Below are 15,386 nucleotides of genomic sequence, written 5' to 3'. Positions count from 1 at the left end.
GTCATCGTCTACGGCATCGTCGAGCGTTACGGCGTGGCGAACCTGATGATCGCCACCTCGCTGGCCGGCGTGCTGCTGTTCGTGATGGGGCTGCTGCGTCTGGGCGCACTGGTGCGCTACATCCCGGTCAGCATCGTGATCGGCTTCACCAACGGCATCGCGGTGCTGATTGGCCTGTCGCAGCTGAAGGACCTGCTCGGCTTGCAGATCGACAAGCTGCCGGCCGACTTCTTCATCCAGCTCAGCGTGCTGGCCAAACACCTGAACAGCTTCAACCCCTGGGCCTTTGTGCTGGGGCTGGCCAGCTTAAGCGTCGTCGTGCTCTGGCCCAAGAGCTACACAATGCCGATCGCTCCGGTCGGCGCACTGCAGAAATGGCGCCGCCATGCCGCGCAGGTGCCCGGCACCGTGGTCGCGCTGGTCGGTGCCACGCTGCTGGCCCAGCTGTTCACGCTGCCGGTTGAAACCATCGGCACCCGCTTCGGCGGCATCCCGCAAACCTTGCCGGCCTTCGCGCTGCCGGCGCTGGACTGGGCCACCGCGAAGCAGCTGGTGATCCCGACCGTGACCATCGCACTGCTCGGCGCGATCGAATCGCTGCTCTGTGCCCGGGTGGCCGACACCCTGAGCGGCCTGCCACGCCACGACCCGAACCAGGAGCTGATGGCGCAAGGCGTGGCGAACTTCATCGTCCCCTTCTTCGGCGGCATCCCGGCCACCGGCACCATCGCTCGCACGGTCACCAACGTGCGGGCCGGTGCCGCCAGCCCGGTGGCCGGCATCGTGCACGCGCTGACGCTGTTGGTGGTCGTGCTGGCGGCGGCTCCATTGGCATTGCATGTACCTCTGGCGGCGCTGGCCGGCATCCTGCTCTTCGTGGCGTGGAACATGGGCGAGTGGCACGAGTTCGCCCGCTTGCGGCACTTCATGCTGCCCTACCGCGTGGTGCTGGTCGGCACCTTTGTGCTGACGGTCGTGTTCGACCTGACGGTGGCGGTCGAGATGGGGCTGCTGGCCGCCTGCGCCTTCTTCATCTACCGCATGAGCACGCTGTTCCGCGTCACGCCGCATGCCAGCGGCGAGCTGCAGCCGGGCGTGCAGGTGTTCGAGCTGTTCGGTTCGCTGTTCTTCGGCGCGGTCGGCAAGATCGAGGCGCTGCCGGGCCAGATCCCGCCCGGCACCCGCGCCGTGGTGCTGGAGATGCATCGGCTGATCTCGATGGACACCTCGGGGCTGGACGCGCTGTCGCAACTGCATGTGGCGCTGAAGCGGCGTGGCATCGCCTTGGTGCTGGCCAATGTCAACGAGCAACCGATGGGCTTGCTGCGGCGTTCCGGCTTCGAAGCGATGCTCGGCGCCGAGAACATCGTGCCGACCGTGGCCGATGCCCCTTTGGCCGCCGACCCCAGGTCCGGCGCCGGCGGCCTGCCCGGCTAAAATGCACCTTTCGTCCGCGCCCACCCGCCCCCTTGCCATGCCGCTGTTCTGGAAACCCTACAAGTCCGAAGTCTCCCAGTTCATCGATGAGCTGAAGGCCAAGCGCCCGACCCTGGAAGCCGAACAGCGCGCCGGCCGCGCCCTGCTGTGGGACCGGTCGCAGGACCGTGAGGCCCAGTCCGAGTTCGACGCCGCCCGCGTCGCCCAGCAGGCCTACGTCTACCAGACCCAGCCGAAGTGAGCCGCGCGGCCAGCGCGCCAAAGGCGGATTTGCCGCCGCCGTCAGCGCCCGAGGTGGACCTGCCCCAGGTGGTGGACGGCATTGCCGTCGCCCGCCTGTACGGCGAGCCGCTGTTCGCGCTGCCGACCGACCTGTACATCCCGCCCGACGCGCTGGAGGTCTTTCTCGAGGCCTTCCAGGGCCCGCTGGACCTGCTGCTGTACCTGATCCGCAAGCAGAACTTCAACATCCTCGACATCCCGATGGCGGATGTCACGCGCCAGTACCTGCGCTACGTCGACCAGATCCGCAAGCAGAACCTGGAACTGGCGGCCGACTACCTCTTGATGGCGGCGATGCTGATCGAGATCAAGTCGCGCATGCTGCTGCCGCCGAAGAAGACCGACGACGGCGCCGAGCCCGAAGACCCGCGCGCCGAACTGGTCCGCCGCCTGCTCGAGTACGAGCAGATGAAGCTGGCCGCCGCGCGGCTGGACGCGCTGCCCCAGCTGGGCCGCGACTACCTGCGCGCCCAGGTCACCGTCGAGCAGTCGCTGGCCCCGCGCTTTCCTGACGTGTCAGTGGACGAACTGCGCGACGCCTGGGCCGACATCATCAAGCGCGCCAAACTGCACCAGCACCACAAGATCTCGCGCGAGCAGCTGTCGGTGCGCGAGTTCATGAGCTCGGTGCTGCGCCGCCTGCAAGGCCAGCGCTTCGTCGAATTCCAGGACCTGTTCGACGTGACCCGCGGCGCGCCGGTGATGGTGGTCACCTTCATCGCGATGCTCGAGCTGGCGCGGGAGCGCCTGCTCGAGTTGACGCAGGCCGAGGCGTTCGCGCCGATTTACGTCAGGTTGGCGTACACGCCCACTTGACACCGACGGCGCACGGGGCCAGCCCTGGCCCGCGCCGCCCAGCCCCCGTTCAAAGCGGCGTGAGCCTGAACGCCATGACCTGCACACGACCGTTCGGGGCCGCGGTGTACGAAGTGGCGGCGATGGCGCCCTGCTCATTGATGCCGGTTCCTTCGGACAACAGGCGAACGTTCCCGTCATCGTCGTGGCAGCCGCCATCGGCGATCAAGCCGTTCAGGTCCACCGGCGCGGCGTCGATGCCGAACCACGCCACCGCCGTCGACGGGCCAAACCCGATGCTCGATTGGCCGACGATGACACCTTGGGCGTTGATGGCCTCGGCCTGGCTGTCCAAATCGCCAGGCAAGGTTCCGAGGTCGAGCACCTGGCCATCCTGCCAGGCCACCGCCCGTAGGTAGTAGACGTTGTCGGCGGTGTTGCTCGCACCGACGACAACGCCGTCGCGATTGAGACCCAACGCTTCGGATCGTGCCCCGCCTCGCAGCGGCGCCAGCTCGGTCATCACATGGCCGCTCCACTGCACCGCACGGCGTCCGTTGTCGGCAACGTCGCTGAAGCCCACCGCCACCCCGCGGTCGTTGATGGCAATCGCGCGGCTGTCGAAGTTCGGGTCGATCGTGCCGAGGTTGATCGCCTTGCCGTGCTCCCACAGCGTGGCGCGCTGGCGCCATCGACCCACCCACCGCATGCTGCTGACGCCTGCGATCTGGCCCTGGTTGTTGACTGAAACGGCAACGCCAGAGCCCTTGCGTCCGGCCAGCGTCGGCAGCAGAGAAGCCTGGCCGTTGGCCCAGACGGCCGGCCGCGTTCCACCGTCGGCTAGCGTCACATAGCCGACGACCTGTCCCGCGTCATTGATGCTGTAGGCACCGGAATTCCGGTGGCTGCGAACCAGGAAGTCAACACTGCCGTCACCTTGCCAGTGCGCGGCCGTGAGCACCGCCTCTTGGCGGCTGAACTGGCCCGTGCCGGCGACCTCGCCGAGGCTGTTGATGCCACCGGAATAGGTGAGCTGGCCGCGCAGTTCAGAACCCCCGAGCCGCTGGCAGCTGTAGCGCGGCAACTCCGCCGCGGCGGCGACGCTGGCGGCGCCCGACAGTGCCAGCAAGAGGCATCGAATGGCGTGCGTCGTCGTGCGTCTCAAGATCTGCACCTGTGGAAGCATGTGTTCAGTTGGGGTGCACCCCGCGCCGACTTTAGGGCCGCGTCGCTGGGCAGCACACCCCTAACTCGCTTTTGGGACGTACCGCGGAGACAGCGAAGAAGGCTCAGCGGCTGCGCCGCTTCTGCGTCATCTGCCCCACCGCCAGCACCGCCTGCGTGCGCGAGCTGACGCCCAGCGCGCGCAGCACCGCCTGCACGTGGTCCTTGATGGTCTCGACCGACAAGCCGAGGCGGCGGGCGATGTCCTTGTTGGACTTGCCCTGCAGCAGCAGTGTCAGAACGTCGGCCTGGCGGGGCGTGATGCCCAGCTCTTCGAAGGACGGCAGGCTGTCAGGGACTGTCGGGGCAGCGTGGGACGAGGCAGGCGCTGGCTCATCGGCGTCGCGCACCGGGTTGACGGTCATCGTCGGCACGAAGATGCCGCCAGCCATCACCAGGCGCAGTGCATCGGCCAGGTCTTCGGTCGTCATGCGCTTGGGCAGGAAGCCCATCGCGCCGAGGTCGATCGCCTGGATCACGTCGCTCGCGCGGTCGGATGAACTCAGCACCACCACCGACAGGTCGGGGTCGGTCTGGCGCACCTCGGTCAGCAGCTCGAAGCCGTTGGCGTCGCCGAGCTGCAGGTCGAGCAGCATCAGGTCGTGGTCTTGCTGCACGCGCAGCGTGAAGCGGGCCTCTTTCGCACTCGACACGGCGTTGACCACCACGCCGGGGCTCAGGTTCTCGATCATGGCCTTCAGCGCGGACAGGATCAGGGGGTGGTCATCGACCAGCAGGACTTTCATCAAGGGCTTGTGGCTCTGTGGGTCTCTCAAAGAAACGAAGGGCCGTTCCCGAGTTCTTTGATCCCCTCGGGGGCGGGCTCGGCTTGCCGAGCCCTGGGGCGCTCAGTTTGGGATCGTAGCTGTCAAACGAAACGGCGGGTCAATGACTCTGCCACGCACACTGGTTTGGTGGCGCCTTCACGCTCGATCGTCGCCTCGACCAGCAACTGCGCGCCGCCATCGATCGGCTCGTAAGCCAGCAGCTTGAACTGCGCCCGCAGCCGGCTGTTCACCGGCACCGGAGCCGGAAAGCGCACCTTGTTCAGACCGTAGTTCAGGCCCATCTGCGTGTCGTTCACCACGAAGCCGTGGTCGAAGAACCAGGGCAGCAGCGACAGCGTCAGGAACCCATGCGCCACGGTGCCGCCAAACGGGCCGGCAGCTGCGCGAACCGGGTCGACATGGATCCACTGGTGGTCGCCGGTCGCTTCGGCAAAGCGGTCGATGCGGGCCTGGTCGACCGTGATCCAGTCGCTGACGCCCAGCACTTCGCCGATGCGGCCTGCCAGATCGGCCAGGTGCGCGATCTGTGCCGTCACGCAGCCACCCAGGCCAGCAACGGCTCCCATTGCGCCAGGTCACGCTCGACACGGCTGGGCGCCACGTCCCACAGCGTCAGCCCGTGGGCGGCCAGGTGCACGTAGTTCTGCGTGTCGCGGATCGTCGCCACCATCGGCGCCGGCAGCGTGGCCACGTACTCCTGCAGCCGCTCCTGTGCGATGGTGTGGTCCTTGACCCGCATGCCGACCAGGCCGATGCGGATCTTGGCGGCCCGTGGGTGGCCGCGCAGCTCGGCCAGGAAGGCGTGGGTGGCCTGGATGTCGAACAGGCTGGGCTGCAGCGGCACCAGCAACTGGTCGGCCAGGTTCAGCAAAGCCTTCAGCTTCTTGTCGTGCAGGCCCGCCGGCGTGTCGACCACGACGTGGGTGGTGCCCTTGGGCGGGCGCACCTGGCCAGTGTCTTCGCGAATCTCCCAGCTGGCGATGGCCGGCGCCGCCGGTGGCCGCAGGGTCAGCCATTGGCGTGAAGACTGCTGGCGATCGAGGTCACCCAGCATCACCGCGTGGCCCTGGCGCGCCAGCGCCCCGGCCAGGTTGGTGGCCAGCGTGCTCTTGCCCACGCCCCCTTTGGGATTTGCGATCGCGATCACCGGCATGCGCTCTCGTCTCCTGTTGTGGCCAGGGCGACCCGGGCTTCGCAACCCGGGCTCCAGATTCGAAGGTATGGTAACGGCCAGCCCGCCGGCCCCTGCCCCGGATGAACCCCGGCGGCGCGGCCCGCCCCGCGGGCGCCCCAATCCTGCCTGCCCATGCCCTCACCTGACCCTGCTGCGCCTGAAATCGTCGTGCTGGTGGCCCACCCGCGGCTGGAGCACTCGCGCGTCAACCGCGCCCTGCTCCAGCTGGCCCACGCCCTGCCGCCCGGCCGCGCCCAGGTGCGTGACCTGTACCGCCTGTACCCGGATTACCTGATCGACATCGAGGCCGAGCGCGCCGTGCTGGCGCAGGCCAAGCTGGTCGTCTGGCAGTTTCCCTTTCACTGGTACGGCATGCCGGCGCTGCTGAAGCTGTGGCTGGACGAGGTGTTCGGCTTCGGCTGGGCCTATGGCCCGGGCGGCAATGCGCTGCGCGGCAAAGACCTGTGGCTGGTGGTCAGCACCGGTGGCGGCGAAGATGCCTACCACCCGAGCGGCCACAACCGCCACTTCATCGACGCTTTCTGGCCGCCGGCCGAACAGACCGCTGCGCTGGCCGGCATGCGTTTCCTGCCGCCGCTGGTGCTGCACGCGGCGCACCGGGTCGACGACGACACCGTGCAAAACCATGCAGCGATGTACGCCGAGCGCCTGGCCCGCTACCCGAACTGGCCTGAACTGGCCGAACTGGAGGTCGACACCTCCTGCTTCGTGCCYGCCACCGACCGCCCCGAAGAAGACTGAAAGTCCCGCGCGATGGAAGAAGTACACACGACGAGCTGGCTGCTGACCAGCCTGGTCTACCTCGGCGCCGCGGTGCTGGCCGTGCCGCTGGCCCGGCTGGCCGGGTTGGGCTCGATCATCGGCTACCTGGCCGCCGGCATCGTCATCGGCCCCTGGGGCCTGAAGCTGGTGACCGACCCGCAGGCGATGCTGCACTTCGCCGAGTTCGGTGTGGTGTTGATGCTGTTCCTGGTCGGGCTGGAACTCGAGCCGCGCCGGCTGTGGGCCTTGCGCCGGCCGATCTTCGGCTGGGGTGCGGTGCAAACGCTGGGGGCGACCGCGCTGATGTGCGGTGTCGCGGTCGCGTTGGGCGCCGACTGGCGGCTGGCGCTGGTCGCATCCCTGGGGCTGGCCTTGTCGTCCACCGCCATCGGCCTGGGCGTGCTGGCCGAGCGCAACCTGATGTCGACCACCTCGGGCCAGAGCGTGCTCAGCGTGGCGCTGTTCCAGGACATCGCCGCCATCCCGATCCTGGCGCTGGTGCCCTTGCTGGCGGTTGGGGGTGGCAGCGGCGAAGGCGGCAGCTGGCTCGGTGCGCTGAAGGCCGTCGCGGTGATTGCCGCCATCGTGCTGGGCGGCCGGCTGCTGCTGCGGCCCGCCCTGCGCTGGATCGCGCAAAGCAAGACGCCTGAGATCTTCACCGCTGCCTCGCTGCTGCTGGTGGTGGCCACCGCGGCGCTGATGCAGGCGGTAGGCCTGTCGATGGCGCTGGGCGCTTTTCTCGCCGGCGTGCTGCTGGCCGAAAGCGAATACCGCCGCGAGCTGGAAACCGACCTCGAGCCCTTCAAGGGCCTGCTGCTGGGGCTGTTCTTCATCGCGGTCGGCATGAGCATCGACTTCGGTGCCGTCTGGGCGCACCCGGGCTGGGTGGCCGGCCTCGTCGCCGCCTTCCTGCTGCTGAAGGCGCTGGTGCTGGGGGTGATGGCGCGGCTGATGCCGATTCCGCTGGTCGAGCGGCCGGTGTTCGTGATCCTGCTGGCGCAGGGTGGCGAGTTCGGTTTCGTCGTCTTCCAGGCCGCAGCGCAGGCGGGCGTGATCGAGGCCCAGACCTCGTCGCTGCTGGTGGCGGTGGTGGCCCTGTCGATGCTGCTGACGCCCTTGCTGCTGGTGGGCGCCGATCGCTGGTGCGCCAGCCGCGCTTCGGGCCAAGCCGATGACCGAGGCCTGGCCCCGATTTCCGAGGCGCAGGACGCGCCGATCATCATCGCCGGCTTCGGCCGGTACGGGCAGATCGTCGGCCGGCTGCTGTTCGCCAACGGCCTGCGTGCCACCGTGCTGGAGCACTCGGCCGAGCAGGTCGAGAGCCTGCGCAAATGGGGCTGGCGCGTGTACTACGGCGACGCCACGCGGCTGGACCTGCTGCGTGTCGCAGGCGCCGGCAGCGCCAAGGTGCTGGTGGTGGCGATCGACGACATCGAGCAAAGCCTGGCGGTGGTCGACCTGGCGCAGGCCCATTTCCCCAACCTGTCGCTGGTGGTGCGGGCCCGCAATGCGCAGCATTGGTACGACCTGAACAAGCGCGGCGTCACGCACATCGAGCGTGAGACCTTCGACTCGGCCTTGATGTCGGGCCGCAGCGTGCTGGAGACGCTGGGCTTCGAGCCGCATCACGCGCGCACCCTGGCGCTGAAGTTCCGCCGCCACAGCATCGAGCAGCTGTATGCATTGGCGCCGCACCGCGGCGACCAGGCGCGGTTGATGGCGATGGCCAAAGCCGGGCGCCAACAGCTGGAAGAGATGTTTGCGCAAGACCGCGCGCAACGTACCGAACACCCCAGCGGCAAAGGTTGGCACGCCGAAGACGACGCTGAAACAACAACGCCGCGCTGAGCGCGGCGTTGGGGGGAGTGAGGGCTCCGTCAGTTCGAATTGACCGGTTCAGGGGTCGGCTGCGGAGCCGGCGTGGGGCTCGGTGTTGGCACCGGCAGCGGTGGCTGCGGCGACGTATCGGTCAGCGGCTGCGGGCTCGGGGCCGGGGTGGGTGCCGGGGCCGGCGTGGGGGTCGGTTCTGGCAGCGGAGCGCGCACGCCCGAGTCAGCCGGCGGAACAACTGGCGCCCGCGGCGTCACGGCGGCCGGAGCGGGCTTGGGCGCATGGACTGGAGGTGCCGCCTCGGCACGCGGCTTCACGACCGGAGCCGGCTCGGGAGGCGGAGCAACTGCCGGCGCTGTCTCAACGGCGGGCGCCGTCGCTGTTGAAGCCTCAGGAGCAGGAGGGGCTGCCGGCGGTGCTTCGTTGATGACCGACTCGCTGGCCTGGCCCTGCGCCAAGGTGGTGTCGTTGTCGTTGTGCTTGAACTGGTAGTTCATGCCCACGATCAGCGCAACCACGGCGATGCCAATGACGACCCCCGGGATGATGCGTTTGCCGGTGGACTGGGCTTCCCACTGTTGGGCGGCCGTGGAAGGGGCACCGTTTGACGCGGAAGGCGGCTGCCACAAAGACGCTTCAACCGAGGCGTCCACATCCGGCGTGGTGGGGGAATAGCTGGTCGGGGGGTAGGTGGTCTTTTCCATGGCTTCAGCTTGCCGCGACCACCGCGACGGCACCATGGGACATCAGCCGCACTGTTTGTCGGCATGCTCCTACAAAGCCTGTGTGCAGATGTGAAGCGCGTGAACAGACCTCTCTGTCGGCCGCTGCGGCTGCCATGCGAGGCGAGCCGCGTGAACGTAGCTAACGCAGCGCGTCGTAGACCAGCTTGCTGCCGGTGAGCGCCATGCCGATGTGGAACAGGCGGTAGAACCAGGTCGCGTCGATGCGCTTCACAACCTTCAGGCCCAGCCACACGCCAATCGGCGCGAACGGTGCCAACGCCAGCGAAGTCGACAGGTTGCGCAGGTCGATCAAGCCCAGCCAGGCATAAGGCACCCACTTGCTGGCGTTGATCGCCGCGAAGAAGACCGACATCGTCGCAGTGAACACCATGGGCGGCAGCTTCAACGGCAGCACATAGAAGCTGACCGGCGGGCCGCCCGCATGGGCCACGAAGCTGGTGAAGCCCGAAGTGGCACCGAGCAGCCAACCCAGCCAGCGTGGTGGCGGTGGCGCATCGGCCCGCGGTGGAAAGGCCAGCCGGATGGCCAGGAACGCCAGCGTGACCACGCCGACGATGCCGGCCACCGTCTTGGCCGACAACACGCCGAACAGCAGCGTGCCGATCAAGGTGCCGACCAGACCCGCCGGCAGCAGCAGCCGCACCAAGGCCTTGTCGCGCTGGCGGATCAATGCGGTTGGTGTCCTGTCCCACCAATAGCTGTCATTGCGACGGGCCGCAATGGGGATGATCGCGAGACGACGAGCCAGGTTGATACCTGACGGTATCAGCCTGGCTTGGCGGCGCTGCGAGCGCCCCATTTCGGCCCGCCCTTCGGGTTCGACCAGATGGCGCGCTCGCGCGCCCGGCCATCAGGGCAGATACGCTGGGTATCTGCCCAGCCGTCCGGCCGCGCCATCATCACCATCTGGTCGAATCTCAATGGCAGCTATTGGTGGGACAGGACACTCTGCCCATCGCATCCATGATCGCCAGCAACGGCAGCATGATGGCCGCGGCCTGAGGCACCGGCACGGCCAGCGCCATCAGCGGCACCGCCAGCGCACCGAAGCCGGCGCCGAAGCCACTCTTGGACAGCCCCATCAGCACCACGGCCGGAACCGCCGCGGCGTAGAACCAGGGATCGGTGATCACCTTCAGACGAGCGCGCAGGCCTCGTCGAAATCCAGCCGCGGATCGCGCGGGTGCAGCCGGCTCGCATCGCCATGGCCCAGCGTGCAGATCACGATGCTGCGCTTCGGCGTGCTGGGCCAGAACGCGGCGTCGACCGCACCGGCGTTGAAGCCACCCATCGGCCCTGCATCCAGCCCCAACGCGCGAGCGGCGACGATGAAGTAGCCGACCTGGATGTGCGCATTGCGGATCGCCGCATCGGTGGTCTTGGCCGGGTTGCCGGCATACCAGGACTGCGAATCGGCGCTCGGGAACAGGCGCGGCAGCTTGTCGGTGAAAGCCAAATCGGTGCCGAGGATCGCGGTCACCGGTGCAGCGCGCACCTTGGCCTGGTTGCTGCCCGGGTTCATGCATTGCGCCAGCGTTTCACGCGCGTCTGGTGTGCGCACGAAGGTGATGCGCAGCGGCGTGCAGTTGCCCGAGGTCGGGCCGAATTTCATCAGCTCGTAGATCGCCTGCAGCGTGGCGTCAGGCACCTCGTCCGGCAAATAGCCCCTTGCAGTGCGGGCTTGCGTGAACAAGGCTTCGGTGGTGACGTGCATGGCGCGCTGAGGGGAAAGCTGCGGGGGCGACAATTGTCGAATGTTCCAACCCTCCCAGCACGACGTACGGCGATTCTTCTGCGAAGTCGCCGCCAAGCAGAAACAGCGCGCACCGATGACCGCCATCGAGGTGCTGGCCAGCGGCTGGATCGACGAACACCCCGAATACGCCGGCGACCTGGCCGATGTCGACGCCGCGCTGGCCGCCACCTACTCGGTCGAGGGCGGCAAGACCAATCCGTTCCTGCACCTGGCGATGCACCTGACGATCAGCGAACAGGTCTCGATCGACCAGCCCAGCGGCATCCGCCAGGCGGTCGAACTGCTCACCGCCAAACGCGCCTCACTGCACGACGCCCACCACGAGGTGATGGAGTGCCTGGGCGAGATGATCTGGGAATCACAGCGCAGCGGCCGCCCGCCGGATGGCTTTGCCTATCTCGACCGGGTACGGCAGCGCGCTACGCGCGACTGATACCGGCCGGTCACCCTCGGTCAGCGGACCTGGAAGCGCCCCGGCGGGCGCGATGGTCCGACTGGACGGCCCGTTTGCACGGGCCTGGGTCTTGCAGACAGGTCTAGTCGCCGGCGAATTCGACCGTGAGCCGGTAGATCACCCCGAACGTGTCGGCAACGCCGTAGAACACGCCCGGCTCGTCCTGGAGCAAGCGGCCCTTGGGAAAGGGCGACATGTCGTCCATCGTGATCAGGGTGGTGAGGCTCCCTTGCGGCGTCACCCGGAACAGCGTACCCCGGTCCATGTCACCGCCTTCGGTGGTCGCGCCGTAGAAGTTTCCGTCCCAACCGAGGGTCAACGGACCCGCGGGGCGCCCGCCGTCCGGCTGGCCACGGAATGAAACCAACGTCGTCAGCACGCCGCCGGGGGTCAAACGGAACACCGTTCCGTGATCGAACTCACCGCCGAGCACAGTCGTGCCATAGAAGTTGCCGTCCGCACCAACGACCAGGCCGCCCGATGGGCCTCGACCGTGCTCCGCGTCATCGAAGGACACGAGGGTCTTGAACTTGCCCTCGGGCGTGACACGGAACACCGTTCCCGCATTGTCGGTGCCGCCGTAGGAGGTCGTGCCGAAGAGGTTGCCGTTCTTGACCACCAGTGGTCCGCTGGGGTAGGCGCCATTGGCGCCGTCGAACTGGACCAGCGCCTTGACCTTGCCGTCCGCGGCCACGCTGAAGACGGTGCCGCAGCCGTATTCGCCGCCGATGCAATTGGTGGACGTTCCACCGCGCATGGCCGTGCCGTAGAAGGTCCCGTCGGCCAGCTGCACCAGCTCGCTGTAGGAGTTGGCACCGACCTCACGCGTCAGCCGGGCGACGGTCGTGACGTTGCCTTTCGCGTCCGTGCGGTAGACCGTTCCGCACCCATCCGGGCAGCCACTCTGTTCCACCGAATAGGCCGTCGTGCCGTAGAGCCAGCCGTCGGCGGCCTCGAGCAGACCGCCGGCCGGAAAGTGGCCCGGCGAGCGGCCGGCACCCGACAGCTTGACGACCGGGGTGATCTTCATCGCAGGCGTGAGGCGGTAGATCGTGCCGCAGCCGGTCACGCAGTTCGCCACCTTGCCCCCCTCCGCGGCCGTGCCGAAGAGCTGCCCGCTCTTCGTCTTCACCAGGCCCGCCAACGGCGACGCGCCGTCGCCGCCACTGAACTGGGCCACCACCTGGAGTGTGTTCGCCTGGGCCACAGGCGCGAAGACCGCCAGAGTGGCGACCAGGCATGACAGAGCGCGCCCCACGCGCGCCGCAGAACGTGCATTCATGGATTTCTCCTCCTCGGTATGAATCGTTGGTGTCGATCGAGCTGCTTGAGCGATGCCCGCTGCAGCCCCAGCCGGTTGTCCGGCCGGTGCACTACCGCCACGTTCTTGCGCGCAGCCCATGGGATGAACTGGCGGTGCAACGGGATGCACTGCACCTGCTCATTGTGAGCGCAGCATCGCCTACTGCGAAGCACGGATGGCTCTTCTCGTCACCCGCGCGACGGCCCACCTTGCTCGGTGAGCCGACAGCGACTGACAAGGGCCGCTCCGCTGGCGGCATCCTGCTCATCTCGAAACTGCCGCCATCACTTGATGCTGACCCACTGCAGCTCCATCCAGTTGTCGGCCCGGTGCACCACGTTCACGTTCTTGCGCGCGGCCCACGGGATGAACTGGCGGTGCAGCGGGATGTGGTGGACCTGTTCGTTGTGGCGCAACATGGCTTTCTTGATCAGGGCCTTGCGCTTCTCGACGTCGGGCTCCTTGCTCGACGCAGCGACGAGCGCGTCGAGCTCGTCGTCCTTGAAGTTGCCGCGGTTGTATTCGCCGATGCCGCCGGCAGCACGGTTGCGGTAGATCGACGTGAAGGTGGTTTCCGCGTCGGTGATCGAGCCACCCCAGCCCAGCATGTACATCGACACATCCAGCTTTTCCTGCTTCGGGAAGTAGGTGGCCTTGGGCATGGTGTTCACGCGGACCTTGATCTTGATCTTGTCCCACATGCCGGCCAGCGCGACGCAGATCTTCTCGTCGTTGATGTAGCGGTCGTTCGGGCAGTCCAGCGTGACCTCGAAGCCATCGGCGTACCCGGCATCGGCCATCAGCTTGCGCGCCGCGGCCAGGTCATAGGGCAGGCGCTTCTCGATCTCGGGGTCGTTGAAATCCCCCAGCGGTGAAGGCATCACCGCGCCGGTCGGCGTGGCCTGGTTCTTCATCAGCTTGGACTTGATCGACTCGATATCGACGGCCTGGTACAGCGCCTTGCGCACCCGCACGTCCTTGAACGGGTTCTTGCCTTTCACGCTGCTGTAGAGCAACTCGTCGCGGCCCTGGTCCAGCCCGATGAACAGGACGCGGTTCTCGGGCCCGTCGATGACCTGCACACCGTCGGTGCTGCGCAGCCGCTCCAGGTCGTTGGACGGCGGATCCAGGATGAAGTCGACCACGCCCGAGATCAGTGCCGCCACCCGCGTCGGGTCGCTCTAGATCGGGGTGTAGACCACCTCCTGCRCRTTGCCTTCGATCTTGCCCCAGTAGTTCGGGTTGCGCTTGAGCACCGTCTTGACGTCCGGCGCACGCGAGGCCAGCACCCACGGGCCGGTGCCGTTGGCGTGCAGCACCGCGTAGGTCTCTTCCTTGTTGGTGAAGTCCTGCGGCTTGGTGACCTTGTGCTCCTCGCACCAGGTCTTGCTCATGATGTAGATGGTGTTCAGGTGCTCCAGGAAGATCGGGTCGAACTGCGACAGGTTGAATTCGACCGTGTAGTCGTCGATCTTCTTCGGCTCGCCCAGCGCGTTGGCGTAGTGGGCGATCTGCGAGGTCTTTTCCTTCGCACGGTTGACCGAGAACACCACGTCATCCGCGGTGAAGTTCTGGCCTTCGTGGAACTTCACGCCCTTGCGCAGCTTGAAGGTCCATTTCAGCGGGCCGTCCTGCTTCCACTCGGTGGCGAGCTGGGGCACGATCTTCAGCTGCTTGTCCCGCGCAACGAGGAATTCGTAGAACTGTCCGTTCATCGCGTTGGTGAACAGCTCGTTCTGCGACACCGGGTCCAGCGTCTGCACGTCGCCGCGGCTGGCCCAGCGGAAGGTCTGGGCCTGGGCGGTGCCGGCAGCGCCGGCGGCCAACGCGAGCGCCAGCAGCGCCGCTACAAAGGTTCGGGGCATGGTCGGGTTCTCCTCGAGCCCCTCGGAAGGCGGGGGCAACCGGCGCAGTGTAGGCAAGGCCTATGCCGGTGCAAGCAAGGGGATTTCCCCGGCGGGGCGAGCGGCCCGCAACCGATCAGCCGCGCTTCGGTGCCAGCTCGCCGGCCCACAGCTGGTCCAGCTGCGGAAAGCCCCAGGCCTTCGGGTCTTCGCGCGAAACGATCTTGTCGTTGGCGCCGGCCAGATCCAGCATCTGCAATGACACCGGCATGTTCGACTTGGTCGAGAAGAAGACCTTGACCTTCGGCGCCACCAGGCTCTGCGGGTTCTGCTCGACCACCACCGCCAGACGGCCGGAGTGCAGCTTGACCAACGAGCCCACCGGGTAGATGCCGACCCCCTTGACGAAGGCCTTGAACACGACCGGGTCGAAGTGCCCTTGCCAGGAGGCCATCGCAGCGATCGACGAAGCCGGGTCCCAGCCGGTCTTGTAGGGCCGGTCCGAGGTGACCGCGTCGTAGACGTCGCACACCGCGCCCATGCGGGCAAACTGGCTGATGCGCTCCGGCGGCAGGCCACTTGGATAGCCCTTGCCGTCCATCCGCTCGTGGTGATTGAGACAGACGTCGAGCGCCGATTCGGGTGCGCCGCGGCCCTCGACCAGCAGCTCGTGCCCACGCAGCGGGTGGGTCTTCATCAGCGTGTACTCGTCGTCGGTCAGCTTGCCAGGCTTGTTCAGCACATCCAGTGGCATCGCGGCCTTGCCCAGGTCGTGCATCAGCCCGGCCAACCCGACCTCGCGACAGGCCTGGGCCGACAGCCCGAGCTCGCGCCCCAGCGTGATCATCAACGCACACACGGCCACCGAGTGCAGGTAGGTGTAGTCGTCCTGCGTCTTCAGCCGGGCCAGGCTGACCAGCGCCGACGGGTTGCGGAACACCGAATCGGCGATGTCGTTGACCAGCGGCAG

At 67.4% G+C, this 15,386-nt stretch carries 14 protein-coding genes and 3 pseudogenes; 6 read left to right on the top strand and 11 right to left on the bottom strand.

Annotated features, from left to right (window positions below):
- The 3 genes from AC1DYI_RS12725 to AC1DYI_RS12715 all read left to right on the top strand — a co-directional run.
- Window positions 1-1,437: SulP family inorganic anion transporter (locus AC1DYI_RS12725; protein ID WP_477204479.1), on the top strand; the 1,437-nt coding region annotated here is incomplete at its 5' end.
- 37 nt (window positions 1,438-1,474) lie between these two features.
- A complete protein-coding gene (locus tag AC1DYI_RS12720; protein WP_477204478.1) occupies window positions 1,475-1,678 on the top strand; it encodes a DUF3460 family protein in 204 nt (67 codons plus the stop codon).
- 29 nt (window positions 1,679-1,707) lie between these two features.
- On the top strand, window positions 1,708-2,535 hold the full coding sequence (locus AC1DYI_RS12715; RefSeq protein ID WP_477204480.1) for a segregation and condensation protein A: 828 nt from the start codon (window positions 1,708-1,710) through the stop codon (window positions 2,533-2,535).
- 49 nt (window positions 2,536-2,584) lie between these two features.
- On the opposite strand, the gene AC1DYI_RS12710 is transcribed toward AC1DYI_RS12715, so the two are convergent.
- The 4 genes from AC1DYI_RS12710 to AC1DYI_RS12695 all read right to left on the bottom strand — a co-directional run bounded on the left by AC1DYI_RS12710 (window position 2,585) and on the right by AC1DYI_RS12695 (window position 5,679).
- Window positions 2,585-3,643, bottom strand: coding sequence for a hypothetical protein (locus tag AC1DYI_RS12710; RefSeq protein ID WP_477204477.1), 1,059 nt, complete (start codon window positions 3,641-3,643; stop codon window positions 2,585-2,587).
- 160 nt (window positions 3,644-3,803) lie between these two features.
- Window positions 3,804-4,484, bottom strand: coding sequence for a response regulator (locus AC1DYI_RS12705; protein ID WP_477204476.1), 681 nt, complete (start codon window positions 4,482-4,484; stop codon window positions 3,804-3,806).
- 122 nt (window positions 4,485-4,606) lie between these two features.
- Window positions 4,607-5,092 carry a MaoC family dehydratase gene (locus AC1DYI_RS12700; RefSeq protein WP_477204475.1) on the bottom strand — a complete coding sequence of 162 codons (486 nt, stop codon included), beginning with the start codon at window positions 5,090-5,092 and terminating at the stop codon, window positions 4,607-4,609.
- On the bottom strand, window positions 5,059-5,679 hold the full coding sequence (locus AC1DYI_RS12695) for a nucleotide-binding protein (RefSeq protein ID WP_477204474.1): 621 nt from the start codon (window positions 5,677-5,679) through the stop codon (window positions 5,059-5,061). Before AC1DYI_RS12695 ends, AC1DYI_RS12700 begins: the two co-directional genes overlap by 34 nt.
- Window positions 5,680-5,832: 153 nt before the next feature.
- Between AC1DYI_RS12695 and kefF the strand changes: the two genes are divergently transcribed.
- Together kefF and kefC are read left to right on the top strand one after the other, a co-directional pair.
- The gene (kefF, locus tag AC1DYI_RS12690) at window positions 5,833-6,462 is read left to right on the top strand and encodes a glutathione-regulated potassium-efflux system oxidoreductase KefF (protein WP_477204473.1); all 630 of its coding nucleotides are present in this window, start codon (window positions 5,833-5,835) and stop codon (window positions 6,460-6,462) included.
- Between the two features lie 12 nt (window positions 6,463-6,474).
- Complete coding sequence (gene kefC, locus AC1DYI_RS12685) at window positions 6,475-8,331, top strand: glutathione-regulated potassium-efflux system protein KefC (RefSeq protein WP_477204472.1); 1,857 nt, start codon at window positions 6,475-6,477, stop codon at window positions 8,329-8,331.
- Window positions 8,332-8,360: 29 nt separating this feature from the next.
- Here kefC and AC1DYI_RS12680 read toward each other — a convergent pair whose 3' ends face one another.
- From AC1DYI_RS12680 to AC1DYI_RS12665, 4 genes and pseudogenes are all read right to left on the bottom strand, one after another.
- Window positions 8,361-9,017, bottom strand: a complete 657-nt coding sequence (locus AC1DYI_RS12680) for a hypothetical protein (protein ID WP_477204471.1) — start codon at window positions 9,015-9,017, stop codon at window positions 8,361-8,363.
- A gap of 160 nt (window positions 9,018-9,177) precedes the next feature.
- Window positions 9,178-9,732 (bottom strand): annotated as a pseudogene (locus AC1DYI_RS12675) (sulfite exporter TauE/SafE family protein); the annotation flags it as partial.
- Window positions 9,733-10,009: 277 nt separating this feature from the next.
- Window positions 10,010-10,198 (bottom strand): annotated as a pseudogene (locus AC1DYI_RS12670) (sulfite exporter TauE/SafE family protein); the annotation flags it as partial.
- On the bottom strand, window positions 10,195-10,773 hold the full coding sequence (locus tag AC1DYI_RS12665) for a malonic semialdehyde reductase (protein WP_477204470.1): 579 nt from the start codon (window positions 10,771-10,773) through the stop codon (window positions 10,195-10,197). The pseudogene AC1DYI_RS12670 and the gene AC1DYI_RS12665, both read right to left, overlap by 4 nt.
- Before the next feature lie 40 nt (window positions 10,774-10,813).
- Here AC1DYI_RS12665 and AC1DYI_RS12660 point away from each other — a divergent pair, with 40 nt between their 5' ends.
- A complete protein-coding gene (locus AC1DYI_RS12660) occupies window positions 10,814-11,248 on the top strand; it encodes a DUF1841 family protein (RefSeq protein ID WP_477204469.1) in 435 nt (144 codons plus the stop codon).
- Window positions 11,249-11,351: 103 nt separating this feature from the next.
- On the opposite strand, the gene AC1DYI_RS12655 is transcribed toward AC1DYI_RS12660, so the two are convergent.
- From AC1DYI_RS12655 to AC1DYI_RS12645, 3 genes and pseudogenes are all read right to left on the bottom strand, one after another.
- Window positions 11,352-12,551, bottom strand: a complete 1,200-nt coding sequence (locus AC1DYI_RS12655; RefSeq protein WP_477204468.1) for a choice-of-anchor tandem repeat GloVer-containing protein — start codon at window positions 12,549-12,551, stop codon at window positions 11,352-11,354.
- 305 nt (window positions 12,552-12,856) lie between these two features.
- Window positions 12,857-14,287 (bottom strand): annotated as a pseudogene (locus AC1DYI_RS12650) (ABC transporter substrate-binding protein).
- A gap of 265 nt (window positions 14,288-14,552) precedes the next feature.
- Window positions 14,553-15,386 (bottom strand): HD-GYP domain-containing protein (locus AC1DYI_RS12645; protein ID WP_477204467.1); only part of this gene is annotated, 834 nt, incomplete at its 5' end.

It is taken from the genome of Ideonella sp. P3_A4, from assembly GCF_056403075.1.
The sequence above is the reverse complement of the archived record's forward strand: the minus strand, read 5'-3'. Positions and strand labels throughout refer to the sequence as shown.

Excerpts from the sequence above, each read along its gene's own strand:
- AC1DYI_RS12720 (WP_477204478.1), top strand. The coding sequence starts at position 1,475 with ATGCCGCTGTTCTGGAAACCCTACAAGTCCGAAGTCTCCCAGTTCATC.
- AC1DYI_RS12705 (WP_477204476.1), bottom strand. The coding sequence starts at position 4,484 with ATGAAAGTCCTGCTGGTCGATGACCACCCCCTGATCCTGTCCGCGCTG.
- AC1DYI_RS12700 (WP_477204475.1), bottom strand. The coding sequence starts at position 5,092 with ATGGGAGCCGTTGCTGGCCTGGGTGGCTGCGTGACGGCACAGATCGCG.
- AC1DYI_RS12695 (WP_477204474.1), bottom strand. The coding sequence starts at position 5,679 with ATGCCGGTGATCGCGATCGCAAATCCCAAAGGGGGCGTGGGCAAGAGC.
- kefC (WP_477204472.1), top strand. The coding sequence starts at position 6,475 with ATGGAAGAAGTACACACGACGAGCTGGCTGCTGACCAGCCTGGTCTAC.
- AC1DYI_RS12680 (WP_477204471.1), bottom strand. The coding sequence starts at position 9,017 with ATGGAAAAGACCACCTACCCCCCGACCAGCTATTCCCCCACCACGCCG.
- AC1DYI_RS12665 (WP_477204470.1), bottom strand. The coding sequence starts at position 10,773 with ATGCACGTCACCACCGAAGCCTTGTTCACGCAAGCCCGCACTGCAAGG.
- AC1DYI_RS12660 (WP_477204469.1), top strand. The coding sequence starts at position 10,814 with ATGTTCCAACCCTCCCAGCACGACGTACGGCGATTCTTCTGCGAAGTC.
- AC1DYI_RS12655 (WP_477204468.1), bottom strand. The coding sequence starts at position 12,551 with ATGAATGCACGTTCTGCGGCGCGCGTGGGGCGCGCTCTGTCATGCCTG.